The sequence below is a fragment of the Bradyrhizobium sp. AZCC 1588 genome, assembly GCF_036924735.1.
Taxonomy (GTDB): domain Bacteria; phylum Pseudomonadota; class Alphaproteobacteria; order Rhizobiales; family Xanthobacteraceae; genus Bradyrhizobium.
Genome location: NZ_JAZHSC010000001.1, coordinates 2,655,965 through 2,675,725, shown reverse-complemented (window position 1 = coordinate 2,675,725; position 19,761 = coordinate 2,655,965). Strand labels below are relative to the sequence as shown.

Genomic DNA, 19,761 nt, shown 5'->3' with positions numbered 1-19,761 from the left:
CGTTCGCGTTGCGGGCGACTGCTCAGCCAGCCAGGTCCCGGAATTCAAATCGAGGGCAGCCCATTCGCCAGTGCCAAGGTCGGAGAGCCTGACATGGAATTTGGTGCGAGCCGGCGCGTCATTCGGGGGCTCGCGCCTGGTTTTGCTTTGTTGCTGCTCGGGTCACTGGCTGCCGCGCAGAGTCCCAAGAAGAGCGACTATCTCGAGAACGTTACGTTGTGCAACGGTTCGGATCGCACGTCGCTTGCGGTCCGGATCAATGGTTGTACCGCACTCATCGATTCCGGCCAGGGCACGACGAAGGCCCTTGCGATTGCCTATAACAATCGTGGCAACGCCCATACGGCAAAAGGAGACCTTGACCGCGCTCTCCCGGATTTCGATCAATCCATCAAGCTTGATCCGACTTATGCAAAACCCTTCAACAACCGCGGCGCAGCTTACTTGAGGAAGGGCGAGTACGACCTCGCCCTCAAATCTCTTGACGAAGCGATCAAGCTCGACCCGAATTACGCCAGAGCTTTCGTCAACAGGGCCGGGGTCTTCCTGAAAAAACACGAGTACGATCGCGCGGCGCGAGATTACGACGAGGCAATTCGTCTTGAGCCCAATCTGGAAGCCGCGTGGAGCGGACGCTGCTGGACGCGGGCCATCCTCGGCTCGTTGCAGGCGGCGCTTGAGGACTGCAACAAGGTGCTTCAGTCATGGCCGAACGACGCCGCCACATATGACTCGCGCGGACTGATTCACTTGAAGATGGGGGAAGCTGCCGCGGCGATCAATGATTTCAGTGCCGCGCTACGCTTCGATTCCAAGTTGGCGAGTGCGTTCTATGGGCGCGGGCTTGCCAGGCTCAAGAGCGGCGACAAGGCTGGCGGCGACGCCGATATTTCCGCAGCGAAGACGCTACGGGCCGGAATCGATGACGACTTCATGCGTTATGGCGTGCGCGGCGGCAACTAGCCGGCAAGCCCGGCGCGGCGAACTCGTCATGAAACGGTGCCGCGCCCAGGCTGCCGGGCTAATCCAGCTTCACGTTCGCTTCGGTCGCGACCTTGCGCCAGCGTTCGACTTCCGACGACACCATTTTCGCGAACGCAGGGCCGGCGACATCAGGAACGTCGGAGCCGTTGCGCTCCCAGGCTTCCTTGATGGCGGGCGTCTGCATGGCCTTCTGCACCTCCTTGGCCATCTGCTCGACAATCGCCGGCGGCGTGTTCTTCGGCGCGAACAGGCCGTACCAGGTCGATACTTCATAGCCGGGAAGGCCCGCTTCGGCGGCGGTCGGAAGATCCGGGAATGCGGGCACGCGTTTTGGCGCAGCGACGGCCAGCGCCCGCAACTGCCCGGCCCTCATCGGTCCTGCCGACGAGCCGAGCCCGTCGAAGACAACAGGCACGTGGCCGGCGATGAGATCCTGCATCGCGGGGCCGGCCCCGCGATACGGGACGTGCTGAAGGTTGGTCTTGGTCAGAATCTTGAACAGTTCGCCCGCGAGATGATGCGTGGTGCCGGCGCCTGCGGAGCCATAGTTCAATTTGCCCGGATTGGCTTTGGCGAAAGTGATGAACTCGGCCAGCGTTTTGGCGGCAACCTTTTCCGGATTGACGACCACTACCTGCGGCGGCCGCGCGACCAGCGCCACCGCAATAAAATCCTTCTCGAAGTTGTAGTCGAGGTTGGGATAGAGCGAGGGGGCGATGGCGTGATGCGCCGCGCCCATGAAGAAGGTGTAGCCGTCGGGCGCCGCCTTCGACGCCGCGGAAGCGCCGACGGTGCCGCCGGCGCCGGCGCGGTTTTCGATCAGCACGCGCTTGCCCAATTGGGTGTCGAGCTGAGCCGCGAGCGGGCGGGCAAAGGCGTCGGTACCGCCGCCGGCCGCGAACGGCACGATGAAGGTGATCGGCTTCTCCGGCCATGACTGGGCTTGGGCCTGGCCGGCCACGGCGGATACCACCGCCAGAACCGTAAACAGGGCGTACCGGATAACTCTTGACTTCACGGTATTCTCCTCCGGGTATTGCAAATTGGCATCCGCCCTCGGCGGCGCGATTGTCTTTTACGTCCCTGATTCCGGCTTTATTCCGGAAGCGGCCAGGGCAACGAGCCCGCACCGTATGCAAGATGCCAGGCGCGATCCATCAAAATGAGCGGCCGGCCGGGGGAAAATGGTCGTAGTCCCTGGGGCGTATGGTCGTTCCCATGGGCGCCGGCACCGCTCGTTCCCGTACGGCCGCGCCAAAGGGTACCAAAAAAGCCCGGACTGCCGCTATCGCGCCGGTGCCGGGGCGGTCGAAACCCCCGGACGAAGCATAAGCACCATCAGCATCACAGGAAAGAGCGGGCGATCCGCTCCCCTGAGAGGAAATTTGGTCCCCCTGCGCCAGTCCAAATGGACACTGGTTGCAAAGCAAAATATGCTCGCCCTGGGAATGTGGGGAAATGCGCTTATGGCTTGCCGTGCTGCTGCGGTTGCAGCCTTGTTGTGGTCGATTTTTTGCCAATTCGAACGCAGAGGCGCGTGGGCCCTACGGCTCGATCAGCGTCGGCAACTGGAAGGGCGGGGCCTACACCCACGATCAGACCGGATCGTTCTCGCACTGTGCAGCAGGCGCCCAATACGCCAGCGGCGTCTATTTTGTCGTGATGATCGACGGCAATGGCGGATGGAGCCTCGGCTTCATGCACGAACAATGGAGACTGAGGACCGGGGAAGCCTTTCCGCTGACCCTGACATTCGATGGTCAGCAACCGTTCAACGTCCATGGCGTCCCGATTGCCGACAAGCTGGTTCGGGTGCCGATGCCGAACAACTCCGCGCTGATCAGCCAGTTCCGGCGGGCCAAGGCCATGACCGCCTACACGCAGGGACAGCTCTTCCAGTTCAACCTCGACCAGACCGGCCAGCTATTGCCGGTATTGGCGAATTGCGTCGCCAAGATCAGGCAATCGGGATTGGCCAGTGCCGGCGATTTCTCGGTCCTGCCCGCCGCCAAGCCGGTCGCCGCAGCGGCGGCGCCGGATGCTGGGCCCGCCAAGCCCGACCGACTGTTCGACCAGACCGGCACCGGCTTTCTGGTGAGCACGAACGGACATCTCGTGACCAATGCGCATGTCGTGCACGGATGCGTCGGCGACATTTTGGGCAATCTGTCCGGCGAGGCGCCCGCCAAATTGCGCCTGGTGTCGAGCGATGAGACCAATGATCTGGCGCTGCTGCAGGTGACGGGCTCGTTCAAGGACGTCGCCAAGATCCGTGACAAGGCGATCCAGTCCGGCGACAGCGTGGTGGCGATCGGCTATCCCTTTCATGGCTTGCTGACATCCGATTTCACGGTGACGACCGGGATCGTGAGCTCGCTCAGCGGAATCCTGAACGATACACGCTTCCTGCAGATCAGTGCGGCCGTTCAACCCGGCAATAGCGGTGGGCCGCTATTGGCCGCAAGCGGTGACGTGGTCGGCGTCGTCGCGGCGAAACTGAATGCCATCAAGTTCGCGAGGGCGACGGGCAACATTCCCGAGAACATCAATTTCGCCATCAAGACGGGAGCCTTGCGGGATTTTCTCGACAACAGCGTGGTGCCGTATCAGATCTCGGACGCCAAGGCCGAGTTGAAGACGGCCGAAATCGCCCGCAATGCGCGGGGATTTACGTTCTTAATTTCCTGCAAGGCGAAGGCAAAGGCAAAGGAGAAAGAGACGGCAAAGAACTAGAAACTGCGCCCCTAGTCCCTTCAACGCCTACTGCGAATTGCGGCCGCAGTCTGGGCGTTCCAGGCGCTCCAGCTCACACTGGCGAGGCTTCGCTGGTCGGTCGCAAGCGGCCGCCGGGTCTGCCGCTCATAGGCGGCGATGATGTGCTGCGACTGCCGGATTTTCTGCTCGAGCTCGGCAATGGTCTTCTGGGTCTTGCCAGTCCTGCTCGATTGTGCGGACTCGCCCACCGTGAACCTGGCGGTCTCGATGCCCCTCAATGTCTCGCGAAGCTTCTTGAGCTGGGCGCGGTGCCACGCAATGGCGCTGTCACTATCTACCGGCATGCAAACCCTCCTGATTCGTGGCCGAATCTAGCACGCATGGGGCAAGTTGGGCCAAGGGGGGGCCCGGCGGGGGCATCGGGCCCCACTGGTTTCGCACGGCGGGAGACGGCCGTTTCCCGATTTCGACCCTTTTTTTGCCATCGAAGCGACCGCGGGCGAGCCTTCTAACAACAAACTTGCATGGCGATCTGTGGACAGCGCGGTCCCTCTTATCGTCCAGGCGGCAGAATGCCGGCCCGGTGCAATGGAGCGTGCGATGAGCGAAGTTGAGTTCGATCGAATTGTCGATGCCGTGCGGAAGGAAATCGCGTTGGCGCCGCCGGCGAGTTCGTTGACGGGGTTGCGGGCCTCCGAGGTGCGAGCGAAGACCATGGGCGACAAGTCAGCGTCCCGGCGCCACGCCTCGTTCGCCAGAATTCGCCGCGTCGGCGAGGGGCGGAAGCGATACAGGTGACGCGTATAGGAGACCACATGGAGCGATCAGTGTTCGAAGTCGTGAAGGCGCCGCTGGGCTGGTCGGTGTTTGCCGACAACGTCAAGATCGGCGGCGTCTACGATTCGCGGGGCGCCGCCCTCGAGGCCGCCGTGCTGGCCGCCTCCTATACCGTCAGCGACGGCGGTGGCGTTCAGATCAACGTGCCCGGCGCGGAGGAAGAAAAGCCGAGATGGGCGATCGCGTTTGATATCGCAGCCGCCATTCTGCCGCCGCGGAGCGGGGGCGAGCGAGGCAGGGCACGGTAAAGTCCGCGCAGTCGCGGGCCATGCGTGGACCGACACTGGCCGCGGTTTTCCGCTGGCGGCCTTTCATTTTACATCGTCGAACGGCGACACCGCGGGACGGCCAACGCGCGTCCGCTTGATGCGGCGCACTGCCATCGGCGCGCCGTCGGACTGATACTGCAGCTCGTATGTCTTGCCGTTCTTGTCGCTCGCGGTGCAGGAAATGCTGGAGACTTCCAGCGTCACGAAGTTTCCGACCTGCTTGCAGAGGCCGGCCGTCAATTCGACCGATGGTATCGGCAGTCCGTCGGCCTTCGGCCTGTCCTTGGATTTCAGCAGCATCCGGTCAATCGGCAGTTCGTACAGGTTGGCCTCCGGCCTTCGCCCGTTGTCACCGGAGAACGTGATGGTGTGACTGCCGTCGCTGGGATCGTCGAGCGCTACGGTAAAATTGGCGCGGCCTTCCTCGGTCTGGAAGAACGCCACGGCCCGGCAGGCAAAGTCCCGTCCGGCAACCTTCAGCGTGCTGCACTTGCCGGACATCAGCGCGAAGATGATGGTATCGGGCTCGTCCGAGGCGAGCGCCGGCGTTGTCGTGAGAAGGATGGCAAGGGCGAAAGCCCGACGGCCAGGGCGCGTGGTCATGTTCGGTTGATACGACATCGAGCGCCGTGTTGGCCAGACCGGCGGAGGTTTCGGACATCGGAAGAGGATAGCGCCGGTTTTGTGATACCTCAGGCCATCAGAAGTCGAGCGGCGCGTTGTCGACTACTTCCTTCATGACGAAGAAGGTCCGGGTCTGGCGAACGCCCGGCAGCGCGATCAATTGTTCGCCGTGGATGCGGTTGAAATCCTCCATGTCGCCGACGCGGATCTTGAGGAAATAGTCGAAATCGCCCGCCACCAGATGACAATCGAGCACGAATTTGAGTTGCGCTATCGCCCGCTCGAAGGCGGCAAAGCTTTCCGGCGTCGAGCGGTCGAGCACGACACCGACCATGACGAGCGCGCCCTTGCCGACCTTTCGCGGCGCCACCATCGCCCTGACCCCTGCTATGAACCCCTCGTCGAACAGGCGCTGGGTTCGGCGGTGACAGGTTGCGGCACTGACACCGGCCGTTTCGGCCAGCTCGGCATTGGTCAGCCGGCCGCTATTTTGCAGCAAACGCAATATCTTAAGGTCGACACGGTCGAGTCTGCCGGGCATGAAGGAATATTCCGTATTTGTGCCAAGTGACGGTACATAATGCGTCACAGTCCCTGAATGGTGCAATAACAGCGCTAGCTACGTGTCGATTTTGAAAACACCTCTCGGGAGCGTGGTGGTAGGCATTCCCCCGACATCAGACCATCAACGGGGATGACCATGTTGGAGAAATTCGAACGCTATCCGCTCACTTTCGGGCCGACTCACATCGAAAAGCTGGAGCGGCTGTCGCAGCATCTCGGCGGCCAGGTCGAGCTCTATGCCAAGCGCGAGGATTGCAATTCCGGCCTCGCCTTCGGCGGCAACAAGCTGCGCAAGCTCGAATACATCGTGCCCGACGCGATCGCTTCCAACGCGGACACGCTGGTCTCGATCGGCGGCGTGCAGTCCAACCATACCCGCATGGTCGCGGCCGTTGCAGCCAAGATCGGCATGAAGTGCCGCCTGGTGCAGGAAAGCTGGGTACCGCATGAGGACGCGGTCTACGACCGCGTCGGCAACATCCTGCTCAGCCGCGTGATGGGCGCGGACGTGCGGCTGGTGGATGAAGGTTTCGACATCGGCATCCGCCAGAGCTGGGAAGAGGCGATCGCGGACGTGAAGGCCAAGGGCGGCAAGCCCTATGCGATTCCCGCCGGCGCCTCCGTGCACAAATATGGCGGGCTCGGCTATGTCGGTTTTGCGGAAGAAGTCCGCGCGCAGGAGAAAGAGCTTGGCTTTGCCTTCGATTACATCGTGGTCTGCACGGTCACCGGCTCGACCCATGCCGGCATGCTGGTGGGATTTGCCAAGGACGGCCGCGCGCGCAAGGTGATCGGCATCGACGCATCCTTCACCCCGGCCCAGACCAAGGCCCAGGTGCTCGAGATCGCTCGCAATACCGCAAAGCTCGTCGAGCTGGGTAACGAGATCGTCGAGGACGACGTCGTCCTGATCGAGGACTACGCCTATCCGGCTTATGGCGTTCCGTCGGAAGAGACCAAGGAGGCCATCCGGCTCTGCGCGCGTCTCGAAGGCATGATCACCGATCCCGTCTACGAGGGAAAATCCATGCAGGGCATGATCGACCTCGTGAACAAGGGCTATTTCCCGAAGGGATCGAAGGTGCTCTACGCCCATCTTGGCGGCGCGCCCGCGATCAACGGATACGCTTACACCTTCCGCAATGGATGAGGTCGAGACTTACGCGTCGGCTGCCCGCACCACCGCCAGCAGTTCGTCGCCGTAATGTTCGAGCTTTTTGTCGCCGATGCCGGGGATGTTGCGAAGCGCGTTCAGCGTCGCCGGCCGCGCGGCGGCGATGCCGTCGAGCGTGGAATCATGCAGCACGACATAGGCCGGCACGTTTCGCTGGCGCGCGATCTCCGAGCGCCACGCGCGAAGCGCGGCCTGAAGAGGGGCGTCGGCGGGCCTCGCCTCGGCGCGTGGCGCGAGATCGCCGCGCCTTGATTTGGCGCGGCTGGCGCGAATGCGCGTGCCCGGCGCCGCCTCGCGCAGCATCACTTCGGTCTCACCCTTCAGGACGCCGCGCGCGCTTTCCGTCAGTTTTAGCGCACCAAAGGCTTCGCTGTCGGCCTGAAGGTGGCCCATCGCGACCAATTGCCGGATCACGGCGCGCCACTGCTTTTCGTTGAGCTCACGGCCGATGCCGAACACGGACAACTTGTCGTGGCCGAACTGCGTGACCTTCTCGGTCATGCGGCCGACCAGCACGTCGATCAGGTGCATGGCGCCGAAGCGTTGTCCGGTGCGGTAGGCGCAGGACAACAGTTTTTGCGCGGCGACTTTGCCGTCGCGAAGCTGCGGCGGCGACAGGCAGTTGTCGCAATTGCCGCAATTGCCGTCGGTGACTTCCTCGCCGAAATAGCCGAGCAGGCGGCTGCGCCGGCAGCCCGCGGTTTCCGCCAGCGCCACCAGTGCGTCGAGCTTGCCGATCGAGACGCGCTTGAACGTATCGGAGCCGGTGGATTCATCGATCATGCGGCGCTGCTGCACGATGTCGGTCAGGCCATAGGCCATCCAGGCGCTGGACGGCTTGCCGTCGCGCCCGGCGCGGCCGGTTTCCTGATAGTAGGCCTCGATGCTTTTCGGCAGATCGAGATGCGCCACGAAGCGCACGTCCGGTTTGTCGATCCCCATGCCGAACGCGATGGTGGCGACGATCACGACGCCATCCTCGTTGATGAAACGATCCTGGTTGCGGGCGCGGACGCCGGCGTCGAGACCGGCGTGATAGGGCAGGGCCGGAATGCCGGCGTTGCTCAGCGCTTCGGCGGTATCCTCGACCTTGGCGCGCGACAGGCAGTACACGATGCCAGCGTCACCCGCGTGCCGCTCGCTGATGAAGGCCTTGAGCTGGGCCGGGGCATTCTGCTTCTCGACGATCTCGTAGCGGATATTCGGGCGATCGAAACTCGAGATGAAGCTCGGTGCGCCTGATAGCCCCAGCCGGGTCACGATCTCCTTGCGCGTCATCTCGTCGGCGGTCGCCGTCAGCGCAATGCGCGGCACGTCGGGAAAGCGCTCGGCGATCGCGGACAGGCCGATATATTCGGGGCGGAAATCGTGCCCCCATTGCGACACGCAATGCGCCTCGTCGATCGCAAACAGCGCGATATTGGCTTGGCCGAGCAGGGAAAGGCAGCGCGGCGTCAAGAGCCGTTCCGGCGCGACATAGAGCAGGTCGAGGTCGCCGGCCAATAGCCGCCGCTCGACTTCCGACGCCTCGTCGAATGACAGCGTCGAGTTCAGCACGGCCGCGTTGACGCCGGCCTCCAGAAGTCCCGCGACCTGGTCGCGCATCAGCGCGATCAGCGGCGACACCACGATGCCGCAGCCCTCGCGCAGCAGCGACGGCAACTGATAGCACAGCGACTTGCCGCCGCCGGTCGGCATCAGCACCAGGCAGTTGCCGCCCTCGGTCACGTGCCGGACGATCTCTTCCTGCGCGCCGCGAAAGGCGGGCAGGCCGAACACGGAATTCAGGACGGACAGCGCATCGGGGGCATTGCCGGGTTCATCGTACCGGGCTGCAGGGGCAGGCATGGGAGTGAGGTCGTCCGGTTGAAGGCGTATGGGGGTAGGCACCGCGGAATTGAGGGATCAATAGGCCAAAAACATCGTGGCAAGTCCATGCCTGATTTTGATGTTCCCGCGGCGTGTTTCGGCAACGGCAGCAAAGGGGTCAACTGCCGGTGATCGGCGCGTCCGGGGGCGAACGACGGAGGGAGATTTGTGTTAGAAGGCAACCCAAGCAACAAAAACCCGAGGCGAGAGCATGCGGGCATCGACGCGGATTATCGCGGGCATCGTTGCCGTCGTGCTGATCGCTGCCGCGGTCGCAGCCTTTGCAGTTGCGTGGCGCCCGGCAATCGCGGCAATCGATCCTCCCGACCCGCAATCCTTCGATGCCGCCCTCGTCAAGCGAGGCCGCGACCTGGCGGCGATCGGCAATTGCAGCGATTGCCATACGCCGCGCGGGGCTAAGAACTTTGCAGGCGGTCTGCCGGTGCCGACCCCGTTCGGCACAATTTTTTCCACCAACATCACGCCGGATCCGGAGACGGGAATCGGCCGATGGTCGGAAGCGGCATTCCGCCGCGCGATGCGGTCCGGCGTCAACCGTGAAGGTCAGCACCTTTATCCGACATTCCCATACGACCACTTCACCAACGTCAGCGATGAGGACGACCGGGCGCTCTATGCCTTCCTGATGACGCGGCAGCCGGTTCGCGCAGCGGCACGCGAAAACCAGCTTGCTTTCCCGTTCGACCAGCGGCTCGCCATCGCGGGATGGAAATTGCTTTTCCTTCGCCACGACACCTATCGGCCCGATCCCAAACAGAGCGCCGAGTGGAACCGCGGCGCCTATCTGGTCGAAGGGCTCGCCCATTGCGGCGCCTGCCATACGCCGCGAAATGCGCTGGGCGCGGAACGCGTCAGCGCGCGGTTTGCCGGCGGCGATGTCGACGACTGGCACGCCTATGCGATCAACGACCAGTCCCGCTCACCCGTGCCCTGGACCGCCGATGCATTGTTCACCTATTTGCGCGAAGGCTGGCATCCCGATCACGGCACCGCGCGCGGGCCGATGGCGAAGGTGGTGAGCAACCTGTCCTCGGTGCCGGCAAGCGACGTCCACGCCATCGCGGTCTATATGGCCGGCGTATCCGGTACACCGTCGTCTGGCCGCGCCGGACCAAGCGAGGATGCCTTGGCGCGCGCCAGGACGGCTTCGCAGACAAACCCCGTTGGCGCGTCAATGTATACTGCCGCCTGCGCGTCATGCCACGAGGGCGGCAGGCCGCTTCCTTATGGCGGGGTCGATCTTGGCCTCAGCACCGCGATCTCAAGCCCCGATCCGCGCAATCTCGCCAACATCGTCCTTTCCGGCATTGATGCGGTGGAAGGCGAGCGTAGCCCGATCATGCCGGGCTTTGCCGCCAGCATGAACGATGATCAGGCTTCGGCCTTGCTCAACTATTTGCGGGCGCGGTTCAGCGACCAGCCGGCATGGATCGACCTCAAGAAAACCATCGCGGACGCGCGCCGCACGCAGACCGTATTTCTCCAGACGTCGCCCGCGCCGCGCAACGCGCCTGCCGACCCTCAGCAGCGAGAAAAGCCATGATGACATTGAAGGTCAACGGCCGCGAGCATCAGGTCGACGCGGAGGCGGATACGCCGCTGCTCTACGTGCTGCGTGACGACCTCAAGCTCAATGCCGCCAAGTACGGCTGCGGGTTGGGACAATGCGGCTCGTGCACGGTAATCGTGGACGGCAAGGCGGTGCTGTCCTGCGTCGTGCCGATGGTGCTGCTCGAAGGCAAGCAGGTAACGACGCTGGAGGGTCTCGGCACGATCGCCGAGCCCGCGCCGATCCAGCGGGCGTTCATGGAAGAGCAGGCAGCACAATGCGGCTATTGCATCCCGGGAATGATGATGCGGGCGCAGGCCTTGCTGCAGAAGAATTCGAAGCCGACCGACGAGCAGATTCGCGCCGAGCTCGAACCGCATCTATGCCGCTGCGGCACCCATATGCGGATTCTGCGTGCGATACATCGGGCGGCGCGGCTGATGGACACGGCGGAAGCGTCGCCGACAGCCAACGGGAGCGCCCGATGAACGCCCCCCTGATTATCGATCGCCGTCGCGTGCTGGCAGGCGGCGGCGCGCTGATCGTCAGCTTCTCGCTCGGCAGTGCTTTGGCGCAGCAACAAGAGGCGCCCGCGGCTGCCGCGCCGACCCCGCCCGGCAGCCTGAAAACCGCGCCCTATCTCGACGCATGGATCCGCATAGATGCCAATGGTGTCGAGGTGTTCACCGGCAAGGCCGAACTCGGCCAGGGCTTCAAGACGGCGTTCCAGCAGATCGCGGCCGAGGAGCTCGATGTTGCCTTTGATTCTCTGAAGGTGACGACGGCGGACACGCGCCTGACCGCGAACGAAGGTTATACCGCCGGCAGCAACTCCATGAAAGACAGCGGCACCGCGATCCAGAACGCGGCGGCACAGGTCCGCGCGCTGCTGATCGCGGAAGCGGCGCGGCGGCTTGATCTGTCGGCCGAGAGCCTGCGGACGGCAGACGGCGCGGTGATCGCGCCGGATGGCAAGCGCCTGTCGTATGGTGAACTCGTCGTAGGCGAGATGTTGCATGTTCAGGCGCAGCCAACGTCCAGACTGAAGGACCCGGCGACATTCAAGGTGATCGGCCGGCCTGTCCCGCGCGTCGATATCCCTGCCAAGGTGACCGGTGCGGAGGCCTATGTTCAAGACATGCGGCTGCCCGGGATGGTGCATGCCCGCGTCGTGCGGCCACCGAGCTACGGCGCGCAACTGACCGAATGCGATACCGCCGCCGTCGAGAAACTGCCCGGCGTCGTCAAGATCGTGCGTGACGGCAATTTCCTGGCCGTCGTTGCGGAAAAGGAATTCCAGTCGATCAAGGCGATGAACGCGCTTGCCGCTGCCGCGAAGTGGAAGGAAGCCGCACGCCTGCCTAAGCAGGATGATCTGCTTAACGTGTTGACCAGCCTGCCCTCGCAGAACACGACGATCTTCGAGCGCAGCAATCCCGCCGTCACGGCCCACAGGACCATCGAGGCGACCTACACGCGGCCCTATCAGGCGCACGGATCGATCGGGCCGTCCTGCGCGGTGGCACAATTCGTCGATGGCGCGATGACGGTGTGGACGCATACGCAAGGCGTTTTTCCCGACCGTCAGGGTATCGCCGAAATGTTGCGTATGCCGCCGGCCAGCGTTCACCTGATCCATGTCGAAGGCTCTGGCTGCTATGGCCATAACGGTGCTGATGATGCCGCCGCCGACGCCGCGCTGATCGCCCGTGCACTACCCGGCCGACCTGTTCGCGTGCACTGGATGCGCGAACAGGAACATGCCTGGGAGCCGTTCGGCCCGGCGATGGTGACGAAGCTCAAGGCCTCACTCGACGGCAATGGCAGGATTGCCGACTGGAATTTCGATGTCTGGAGCAATACGCATTCGATGCGGCCGGGCGGCGCCGGGTCGATGCTGGCGGCGCAGCACATGGCGCAACCGTTTGCCGTGCCGGCTCCCAGGCCGTTGCCGTTGCCGGAAGGCGGCGGCGACCGCAACGCGATCCCGTTCTACAATTTCCCCAATGCGCGCGTGGTGCATCACTTCATTTCCGCGATGCCGCTGCGGATTTCAGCGATGCGGGCGCTCGGCGCCTACCACAATGTGTTCTCGATCGAGAGCTTTATCGATGAGCTCGCCATTCTCGCCGGCGCCGATCCGGTCGAGTTCAGATTGAAACATCTCGACGATCGGCGCGGCCGCGACGTGATCGAAAGGGCCGCGCAAGCCTTCGGATGGAAACCTGATCAGAAGCCGCCGCCGGATCGCGGTTACGGCTTTGCCTTTGCGCGTTACAAGAATCTGGCAGCCTATTGCGCCGTCGCTTCCGAAGTGGAGGTGAACCGCGAAACCGGTCGCCCGCGCCTGGTCCGCGCGGCGGCGGCGGTTGATAGCGGCCAGGTGGTCAATCCGGACGGGTTGATCAACCAGATCGAAGGCGCAATCGTGCAGTCGATGAGCTGGACGCTGTATGAAAGCGTAACGTTTGACGACACCAGGATCACTAGCATCGACTGGCAGACCTATCCGATCCTGCGTTTCAATTCAGTGCCCGAAAGTATCGAGGTTCACATCATCGACCGGCCGGGGCAGCCGTTTCTCGGCAGCGGCGAAACCGGGCAGGGTCCGGCGGCGGCCTCGATTGCCAACGCCATCGCCAATGCTACGGGAAAGCGACTGCGGAATTTGCCGCTCACGCGCAAGCGCATCAAGGAAGCGATCGATGCGTGAACGGGGCTACTGATAGCTCGCCACGATGTCAGACACCGCGCGTTCGAGCTGTTTGGCGGTCGCGCATTGGCGGACAACGGTGCAGAAGGTCGAATAGCGCGGCATTTCGGAATCGCCCCAGCCCCAGGCCATGCGTCCCTCGGGATTGAGCCAGACCAGCCGTTTCGACCGTTCGGCAATTCGACGAAGGATGTCCGCACGCGGATCGAGGTTGTTGCTGCGGGCATCGCCGAGCACGATCACCGTGGTTTGCGGCGTGATCGCGCTCATCCACTCATCCTCAAAGTCAGCAAGCGAACTGCCGTAGTCGGAGGAGCCGAAGCCGACCTTGGACATGATCTCGGCCATTGCCTCTTCCGGCGATTTGGATTCCAGGATGTCGCTGACTTCGATGAGGTGTCCTGAAAATGCAAACGAGCGGGCATCGTCCACGACCTCGTGCAGGCTATGGATCAACAGCAGGAAGAAATCCGAAACCCGCGCCACCGAGCCCGAAACGTCGCACAACGCCACGATCTTCGGCTTGTCGCGATGCCGTCGCTTCCACGCGGTGAGAAACGGCACGCCGCCCCATGCGGCGTTGCGGCGGATGGTGCGGCGGACGTCGAGATGGCCGCGGCGCTGGCGCTTGCGCGGCTTGGAATAGCGCTCGCGCAGGCGGCGCGCGATCTGGCGGATCAGATGCCGCATCTGTTCGACCTGCCGCGGCTCGATCCGCGACAATGGCGCGTTGCGCAGGATCTCGTTGCGCAGGCTCTCCGCCTCTTCGCGGCCGTACAGCATCAGGGCCTGCGAGACGGTATCGCGCACCGTGCCGCGTAGCCCGTCCAGCGCGTTGGTCAACCGCTCTGCCAGCGCCGGGTTGGTGGCGGCGAGGTTGTCGAGATCGTCGCGCAGGCGCTGGATGCCCATCTGGTCGAGGATGCGGCCGGAGAAGATGCCACGCTGGGTGAAGTAGCGGATGTCGGACAGCGAGGCCGCGCTTGCCGCATTGGCAATCGCAGCCGATATCTGGTTGCGATCCTGCGCCAGCAGCATTTGCGCGAGTTCGCCAAGCCCTTCGGCTTGCTCGTCCCCGCCGCTTGTCTCGCTCGGTGAATCGGATGCCGCGTTGGATCCGTCCGCATTCTGCTCGTTCGGCTTGCCATCTTCGGGCGGCGATTGCGGCTCGGGCTGATCGAAGAACAGATCGAAGCAATCGCCGAGCGCCTTCTTCTCATCCTGCGTCTTGGCGAGCGTCAGCAGAAATGTGTCGCGCAGGATGGTGCGGTCGGTAAAGCCGACCTTGGAGACGGCCCGCATCGCGTCGATGCTTTCCGCCGGCGAGAGCCTGACGCCTGCGCCCCGCGCCGCACGAAAGAAGCGATGCAGGTTCTCGCGCATTCGCGCCTCACCCGAAGACGTTTTGACGCGAGGCCTTGGCGATGAAGGTGGAGACCTGCGGCATGGTGGCCTCGATATCCGCCTCGTATTTCAGAAGAACGTTGAGCGTGTCCTTGACCATCTCATGGCCGAGCTCGGGCGCCTGCAGCAGCACCAGCACGCGCGCCCAGTCGATGGTCTCGCTGACCGACGGCAGCTTCTTCAGGTCGAGCGTGCGGACCTCGTGGATGAAACCGACCATCTGCCTGCGCAGCGTCTGCGAAATGCCGGGCACCCGGCTCTCGACGATCCGCTCCTCCAACTTTTGTTCGGGGAAGCCGATATGCAGGTGCAGACAGCGCCGCTTCAGCGCGTCGCCGAGGTCGCGCTCGCTGTTCGAGGTCAGGATCACGGTCGGCGGCGCGACCGCGACCACCGTCCCGAGTTCCGGAATCGTGACCTGGAAATCGCTGAGGATTTCCAAGAGCAGCGATTCGAATTCGGCGTCGGATTTATCGATTTCGTCGATCAGCAATACGCAGCCCGCGGGCTGCTCCAGCGCTTGCAACAACGGCCGCGGTTCGACGAACTCCTTGGAGAAGAACACGTCGCCGAAATCGTGAAGCTGGGTTCAGCGCCGCCTCCAGCGTCGGCGCGCCGCCGAGCACCTCGCCGAGCTTGTCCTTCAGGATCTGCGTGTACAGAAGCTGCTTGGCATATTTCCACTCGTACAGCGCTTTCGCCTCGTCGAGCCCCTCATAGCATTGCAGGCGGATCATCTTCATGCCGCGCCAGGCGGCGATCGCTTTGGCCAGCTCGGTCTTGCCGACGCCGGCCGGGCCTTCGACCAGAATGGGCTTTTCGATCTGTTGCGACAGATAGACCGCGGTCGCGATCTGGCGGCTCGCAATATAGCCTTGCGCCGCAAGACCGCTTTCCACTGCCTCGATCGAGGCCGAAGGCCTGATATCAGCCACGGGGTTTCAACTCCGAATTCGGTAGATTTCGGAATGTTCTGCCTGCGTTCCCGGCAAAGAACAAGCGCCGTTTGGACATAACGAGGGCGCAAGTTCCGGTATTTTCCGCCTAGCGCAATGCCAGCCCGGTGGCCGCCTCAAGCTCGGTGATCGCCTGCGCCGCACTAACCACCTTGATTGTGGTCATGCCCATCTCGCGCGCCGGCTTCAGATTGACGCCGAGGTCGTCGAGATAGACGCAGTTCTTGGGATCGACCTTTAGCGTCTCAACCATCATCCGGTAGATGCGCGGATCGGGTTTCCGAAGGCCGATTTTTGCTGACTCGATGACATGGTCGAACAGCGCCATCACTTCGGCGACATAGAGTGTGCGGCCGCTGTGGCTGCCGATCGCGTTGGCGGGCAGGTTGTTGGTGATGCAGCCGGTCTTGAACATTGCCTTGACGCGCTTCAGCGCCTCGACCATTTCGGGCCGCAGATCGCCGGACAATAGCGGCAGCACGTCCTTGCCGCGAACCGCCGCGCCCAACGCCAGCGATTCGGCCGCAAACAATTCGTCGAAGGCCTCGATGTCGACCTCGGCGCGCTCGAATTTTGCCCAGGCATTCTCCAAATGATTGGCGGCGTTGGTGCGTCGGATGATGTCGGCCGGCAGCCCGCGCTCGGTCTCGAACCGCGTGAATGCCTCGAATGGCGAGGTGGTGAGCACTCCGCCGAAATCCCAGATCACTGCCTCGATCATCATGTCCTGCCTAAAGTAACGCTCCGGGGAGCGGCTAACACGGATTGACTGCCCGAACCAGCCCGATCGCTGCGCTTGGCGATGCGCGCCGCACAAGCTATTGCTGCGCCGATGAAGATCCTGCCTCGAATGATTGCCGGCCTGGTGCTGCTGCTCTCCGTTCCCGCCCATGCCATCGTCGGCGGTGGTGCGCCATCCACCGAAGGTGTGGCTCGCTCTATCATCACCATCGTCGGATCGCGCGGTAATTTCTGCACCGGGGCCTTGATTGCGCCAAGGCTGGTGTTGACGGCGGCGCACTGCGTGCAGCCCAGCGCGGAATACAAGATCGTCGAATATGGTGCAGACAGGCAACCCTCGCTGCACGACGTGAAGAGCATCGCCATTCATCCTGGCTTCAACATGCAGGCGATGTCAGGACATCGCGCGACGGCGGATGTCGCGTTGCTGCAATTAGCGGCGCCGCCTAGGGGAAAGACGCCGGCCGTGCTCGGATTGCCTGATATCCCGATCAACGTCGGCAGCCGTTTTACGATCGCGGGCATCGGCGTAACCGTCCGCGGCGACGGCAAGAGCGGCGGCACCATCCGCCTCGCCAGCCTGGTCGCGACCGGCAGGCCGGGAACGTTGCAGATCAGGCTGGTCGATCCGGTGGGGCAGGGCACGCGTGACGGGCTCGGCGCTTGCACGGGAGATTCCGGCGCGCCTGTATTTGAGGACAAGCCAAGCGGTCCCGTCATTATCGGCGTGGTGAGCTGGTCGACCGGGCCGAACGGCAGTGCAGGTTGCGGCGGCATGACCGGCGTCACGCCGCTGACGCTGTATCGGGATTGGATAGTGCAGACGGCGCAGAAGTGGGGCGCGGGGTTGTAGCTTGCTCGGTGCAGTAGGGTGGGCAAAGGCGCGTTAGCGCCGTGCCCACCATCAACCACTCCGCTCCCGATGGTGGGCACGCTTCGCTTTGCCCACCCTACGGATTTCCGTGACTCACTGCCCCGCCGCCTTGTTCGCGGCGGCGTTGTTGAGCACGATCAGGCCATCCACGGCCACGCCGAGTTTGCTGTTGATCAAAAACGGATTGACGTCGATCGACGCGATGCGGTTGCCGGCGTCCGCCATCAGGTTGGAGAGACCGACCAGCGCCTTGACGGCGGAAGGCTCGTGCAGTGCTGGCTTGCCGCGATAGCCCTTCATCTTCACACCGGCCTTGGTCTTGGCGATCAATTGTTTTGCTTCGGCCTCGTCCAGCGGCGCGCCGGCAAGCGCAACATCCTTCATCAGTTCGATGTCGACGCCGCCGGTGCCGAACAGCACGACGGGACCCATCTCGGCGTCGAGCGAGGCGCCGACCACGAGTTCGAGATCGGCCTTGACCTGCTGCGCGATCAGAATGCCCTCCAGCTTCGGCTTGCTCTTGATCCTCTTCACCCGCGCGGTGATGCCGTTGAACGCCTTCTTCACCTCCGCGGCGCTGTTGAGGTTCAGCACCACGCCGCCGATGTCCGACTTGTGCAGGATGTCGGCGCTGACCACCTTTGCGACGACGGGGAAGCCGATCTTCTTGGCGATCTTGACGGCTTCTGCCGCGGTCTGCGCAATCTCTTCCTTCGAAACCGGGATGCCGTAGGCTTTTAGCAGTTTCTTCGACGCGACCTCGTCCAGCGCGGCGGCGCCGTTGGCGGCCTTGAGCGTCCTCTCCAGCATTGCGCGCGCGGAAGCTTTCGAGCTCGATACGATGTCAGGCACTTCCTTGCGCAAGGACGCATATTCGATCAGCGACTTGATTGCCCCGACGGCGCGATCGAGGCCCTGCATGACCGCGATGTTCGGCAGCGACTTGCGCAGGGCCTTGGTGAATTCGGTAAATCCGATCGACATCGCGCTGATGTAGACCACGGGCTTATTGGCGGTTCCCGCCATCTCGTTGACGAGGCGCAGGTTGCGCTCGCGCAATTCGTGCGGCGCCTTCGGCAGCTCAGCGTCGATGATGACGATGTCGGTGTCGGGATCGTCGATCATGATCTTGATCGACTTGATGTAGACGGAGGGGTCGACAACGGCGGCAAAGCCGGCATCGAGCGGATTGCCGACAATACTGCCGGGCCCGAGCATTTGCGTCAGTTGCGCCGTCGCGTTCGGGCTCAGCGGCGCGAAGTTCAGGCCGGCCGAATAGAACGCGTCGATCAATAGCCCGCGCTTGCCGCCAGACAGCGATACCGCGGCGAGCCGGTTGCCCTTCGGCGGATCGGCATGGACGAAACATTCGGTAGTCTCGATCAGATCGTCCAATCCGCGCACGCGGATCACGCCTTCGCGCGTCGAGATCGCATCGAACGTTTCGATCGAGCCCGCGAGCGCGCCGGTATGCGCCATCGCGGCGGCGCGGCCGCCTTCGGAGGCGCCAAGCTTGAGCGCGATCACCGGCTTGCCGGCAGCCCGCGCGGCCTTGCAGGCCTCGCGGAACACTTTTGTGTTCCGGACGCCTTCGAGATAGACGACGATAGCGCGGATCGAGGGATCGGCTGCGAAATAGGTCATCAGGTCCGGCGTCTCGAGCCCGGTCTCATTGCCGGTCGTCACCATGTAGCCGACGCCGACGCCGCGATCTTCCAGCGTCTGCCGGATCGCCATCACGATCGCGCCGGATTGGCCAACAATTGCCACCGGTCCAGCCTCCATCGTGACGATACGATCGTCGATATTGGTGAACAGCTTTTCGCCCGCGCTCAAATTGCCGAGGCAGTTCGGCCCGGTGACCGCAAGACCGGTCTCGCGCACCGCCTCCTTCAATTCAACCGCTAGCCGCTGACTTTCCTCGTCCTGCAACTCGCTGAAGCCCGAGGTGACGATGGTGGCGGAACGCGCGCCGGCCGCCGCGGCATCGCGGATCACCTGCACGGCGAAGCGCGCCGGCACCAGCACCAGCACGTGATCAGGATTTTCGGGGAGGCTCGCAAAATCCTTGTAGCAGGGCACACCCCAGATCGTTTCGCGCTTGGCATTGACTGGAAACAGTCCGCCTTCGTAGCCGTACTTGATCAGATTGTTCCAGATGCGCTCGGCATAGTTGCCGGGCTTGTCGGTAGCGCCGACCAGCACGATATTGCGCGGGTGCAGCATCGCATGGATGCTCTTGACGATGTCGCTGGCGTCAGGCGATGGCGACCATTTTTCGACCGTGTGCGATGCGGTGCTTGCCTGAGCGTCCATGGACATCCCTAACTCTGTTGTTCCTGGCCGCGGCGATCGAGAATGATCGTCCCGCCATGGTTTTTCTTTTCATTAGGGCCCTTTTATTGAGCCTTGGCGAGGGTGGCAACACGCGTTGCGCGATGAGCGCCATTCGCGCTGCGCAAGATTT

General features: G+C 63.3%; 17 protein-coding genes and 1 pseudogene. 9 read left to right on the top strand and 9 right to left on the bottom strand.

Annotated elements, in window-relative coordinates; all coding sequences use genetic code 11:
* Positions 1–93: 93 nt before the first annotated feature.
* Positions 94–963: a tetratricopeptide repeat protein gene (locus V1277_RS12505; RefSeq protein ID WP_334416407.1), complete on the top strand. Its 870-nt coding sequence runs from the start codon at positions 94–96 to the stop codon at positions 961–963.
* 58 nt (positions 964–1,021) lie between these two features.
* On the opposite strand, the gene V1277_RS12500 is transcribed toward V1277_RS12505, so the two are convergent.
* Positions 1,022–2,002 (bottom strand): Bug family tripartite tricarboxylate transporter substrate binding protein, encoded by a 981-nt coding sequence (locus V1277_RS12500; protein ID WP_334416406.1) that lies wholly within the window; start codon positions 2,000–2,002, stop codon positions 1,022–1,024.
* Positions 2,003–2,442: 440 nt separating this feature from the next.
* Here V1277_RS12500 and V1277_RS12495 point away from each other — a divergent pair, with 440 nt between their 5' ends.
* Positions 2,443–3,717, top strand: a complete 1,275-nt coding sequence (locus tag V1277_RS12495; protein ID WP_334416405.1) for a S1C family serine protease — start codon at positions 2,443–2,445, stop codon at positions 3,715–3,717.
* A gap of 20 nt (positions 3,718–3,737) precedes the next feature.
* On the opposite strand, the gene V1277_RS12490 is transcribed toward V1277_RS12495, so the two are convergent.
* A complete protein-coding gene (locus V1277_RS12490) occupies positions 3,738–4,043 on the bottom strand; it encodes a hypothetical protein (protein WP_334416404.1) in 306 nt (101 codons plus the stop codon).
* A 256-nt stretch (positions 4,044–4,299) separates the two neighbouring features.
* Between V1277_RS12490 and V1277_RS12485 the strand changes: the two genes are divergently transcribed.
* Positions 4,300–4,497, top strand: a complete 198-nt coding sequence (locus tag V1277_RS12485; protein WP_334416402.1) for a hypothetical protein — start codon at positions 4,300–4,302, stop codon at positions 4,495–4,497.
* Between the two features lie 17 nt (positions 4,498–4,514).
* Positions 4,515–4,784 (top strand): hypothetical protein, encoded by a 270-nt coding sequence (locus tag V1277_RS12480; RefSeq protein WP_334416401.1) that lies wholly within the window; start codon positions 4,515–4,517, stop codon positions 4,782–4,784.
* Positions 4,785–4,847: 63 nt separating this feature from the next.
* On the opposite strand, the gene V1277_RS12475 is transcribed toward V1277_RS12480, so the two are convergent.
* The gene (locus V1277_RS12475) at positions 4,848–5,408 is read right to left on the bottom strand and encodes a hypothetical protein (RefSeq protein ID WP_334416400.1); all 561 of its coding nucleotides are present in this window, start codon (positions 5,406–5,408) and stop codon (positions 4,848–4,850) included.
* Positions 5,409–5,505: 97 nt separating this feature from the next.
* The gene (locus V1277_RS12470; protein WP_334416399.1) at positions 5,506–5,970 is read right to left on the bottom strand and encodes an Lrp/AsnC family transcriptional regulator; all 465 of its coding nucleotides are present in this window, start codon (positions 5,968–5,970) and stop codon (positions 5,506–5,508) included.
* Positions 5,971–6,129: 159 nt separating this feature from the next.
* Here V1277_RS12470 and V1277_RS12465 point away from each other — a divergent pair, with 159 nt between their 5' ends.
* Positions 6,130–7,143, top strand: coding sequence for a 1-aminocyclopropane-1-carboxylate deaminase (locus V1277_RS12465; protein ID WP_334416398.1), 1,014 nt, complete (start codon positions 6,130–6,132; stop codon positions 7,141–7,143).
* A 9-nt stretch (positions 7,144–7,152) separates the two neighbouring features.
* Here the strand turns inward: V1277_RS12465 and recQ are convergent, their stop codons facing one another.
* Positions 7,153–9,015 (bottom strand): DNA helicase RecQ, encoded by a 1,863-nt coding sequence (gene recQ / locus V1277_RS12460; RefSeq protein WP_334416397.1) that lies wholly within the window; start codon positions 9,013–9,015, stop codon positions 7,153–7,155.
* A 232-nt stretch (positions 9,016–9,247) separates the two neighbouring features.
* On the opposite strand from recQ, the gene V1277_RS12455 reads away from it, so the two are divergent.
* The 3 genes from V1277_RS12455 to V1277_RS12445 are packed head-to-tail and all read left to right on the top strand — an operon-like array spanning position 9,248 to position 13,319.
* Positions 9,248–10,600 (top strand): cytochrome c, encoded by a 1,353-nt coding sequence (locus tag V1277_RS12455; protein WP_334416396.1) that lies wholly within the window; start codon positions 9,248–9,250, stop codon positions 10,598–10,600.
* Positions 10,597–11,094 (top strand): (2Fe-2S)-binding protein, encoded by a 498-nt coding sequence (locus tag V1277_RS12450; protein ID WP_334372169.1) that lies wholly within the window; start codon positions 10,597–10,599, stop codon positions 11,092–11,094. The genes V1277_RS12455 and V1277_RS12450 overlap by 4 nt, the downstream gene beginning before the upstream one ends.
* Entirely contained in the window at positions 11,091–13,319 is a 2,229-nt protein-coding gene (locus V1277_RS12445) for a xanthine dehydrogenase family protein molybdopterin-binding subunit (protein WP_334416395.1), read from the top strand. The genes V1277_RS12450 and V1277_RS12445 overlap by 4 nt, the downstream gene beginning before the upstream one ends.
* A 6-nt stretch (positions 13,320–13,325) precedes the next feature.
* On the opposite strand, the gene V1277_RS12440 is transcribed toward V1277_RS12445, so the two are convergent.
* The 3 genes and pseudogenes from V1277_RS12440 to V1277_RS12430 form a co-directional block, all read right to left on the bottom strand.
* Complete coding sequence (locus V1277_RS12440) at positions 13,326–14,702, bottom strand: vWA domain-containing protein (protein ID WP_334416394.1); 1,377 nt, start codon at positions 14,700–14,702, stop codon at positions 13,326–13,328.
* A 7-nt stretch (positions 14,703–14,709) separates the two neighbouring features.
* Positions 14,710–15,658: pseudogene (locus V1277_RS12435) on the bottom strand (AAA family ATPase).
* 109 nt (positions 15,659–15,767) lie between these two features.
* Positions 15,768–16,403 (bottom strand): HAD-IA family hydrolase, encoded by a 636-nt coding sequence (locus V1277_RS12430; protein WP_334416393.1) that lies wholly within the window; start codon positions 16,401–16,403, stop codon positions 15,768–15,770.
* A gap of 108 nt (positions 16,404–16,511) precedes the next feature.
* On the opposite strand from V1277_RS12430, the gene V1277_RS12425 reads away from it, so the two are divergent.
* Positions 16,512–17,273: a S1 family peptidase gene (locus V1277_RS12425; RefSeq protein WP_334416392.1), complete on the top strand. Its 762-nt coding sequence runs from the start codon at positions 16,512–16,514 to the stop codon at positions 17,271–17,273.
* Between the two features lie 114 nt (positions 17,274–17,387).
* Here the strand turns inward: V1277_RS12425 and V1277_RS12420 are convergent, their stop codons facing one another.
* Positions 17,388–19,610: an acetate--CoA ligase family protein gene (locus V1277_RS12420; RefSeq protein ID WP_334420355.1), complete on the bottom strand. Its 2,223-nt coding sequence runs from the start codon at positions 19,608–19,610 to the stop codon at positions 17,388–17,390.
* Positions 19,611–19,761 lie beyond the last annotated feature (151 nt).

Bases quoted from the DNA above. Each gene is read 5' to 3' on its own strand.
- V1277_RS12505 (WP_334416407.1), top strand. From the start codon at position 94: ATGGAATTTGGTGCGAGCCGGCGCGTCATTCGGGGGCTCGCGCCTGGT.
- V1277_RS12495 (WP_334416405.1), top strand. From the start codon at position 2,443: ATGCGCTTATGGCTTGCCGTGCTGCTGCGGTTGCAGCCTTGTTGTGGT.
- V1277_RS12490 (WP_334416404.1), bottom strand. From the start codon at position 4,043: ATGCCGGTAGATAGTGACAGCGCCATTGCGTGGCACCGCGCCCAGCTC.
- V1277_RS12485 (WP_334416402.1), top strand. From the start codon at position 4,300: ATGAGCGAAGTTGAGTTCGATCGAATTGTCGATGCCGTGCGGAAGGAA.
- V1277_RS12480 (WP_334416401.1), top strand. From the start codon at position 4,515: ATGGAGCGATCAGTGTTCGAAGTCGTGAAGGCGCCGCTGGGCTGGTCG.
- V1277_RS12475 (WP_334416400.1), bottom strand. From the start codon at position 5,408: ATGACCACGCGCCCTGGCCGTCGGGCTTTCGCCCTTGCCATCCTTCTC.
- V1277_RS12470 (WP_334416399.1), bottom strand. From the start codon at position 5,970: ATGCCCGGCAGACTCGACCGTGTCGACCTTAAGATATTGCGTTTGCTG.
- V1277_RS12465 (WP_334416398.1), top strand. From the start codon at position 6,130: ATGTTGGAGAAATTCGAACGCTATCCGCTCACTTTCGGGCCGACTCAC.
- recQ (WP_334416397.1), bottom strand. From the start codon at position 9,015: ATGCCTGCCCCTGCAGCCCGGTACGATGAACCCGGCAATGCCCCCGAT.
- V1277_RS12455 (WP_334416396.1), top strand. From the start codon at position 9,248: ATGCGGGCATCGACGCGGATTATCGCGGGCATCGTTGCCGTCGTGCTG.
- V1277_RS12450 (WP_334372169.1), top strand. From the start codon at position 10,597: ATGATGACATTGAAGGTCAACGGCCGCGAGCATCAGGTCGACGCGGAG.
- V1277_RS12445 (WP_334416395.1), top strand. From the start codon at position 11,091: ATGAACGCCCCCCTGATTATCGATCGCCGTCGCGTGCTGGCAGGCGGC.
- V1277_RS12440 (WP_334416394.1), bottom strand. From the start codon at position 14,702: ATGCGCGAGAACCTGCATCGCTTCTTTCGTGCGGCGCGGGGCGCAGGC.
- V1277_RS12430 (WP_334416393.1), bottom strand. From the start codon at position 16,403: ATGATGATCGAGGCAGTGATCTGGGATTTCGGCGGAGTGCTCACCACC.
- V1277_RS12425 (WP_334416392.1), top strand. From the start codon at position 16,512: ATGAAGATCCTGCCTCGAATGATTGCCGGCCTGGTGCTGCTGCTCTCC.
- V1277_RS12420 (WP_334420355.1), bottom strand. From the start codon at position 19,610: ATGGACGCTCAGGCAAGCACCGCATCGCACACGGTCGAAAAATGGTCG.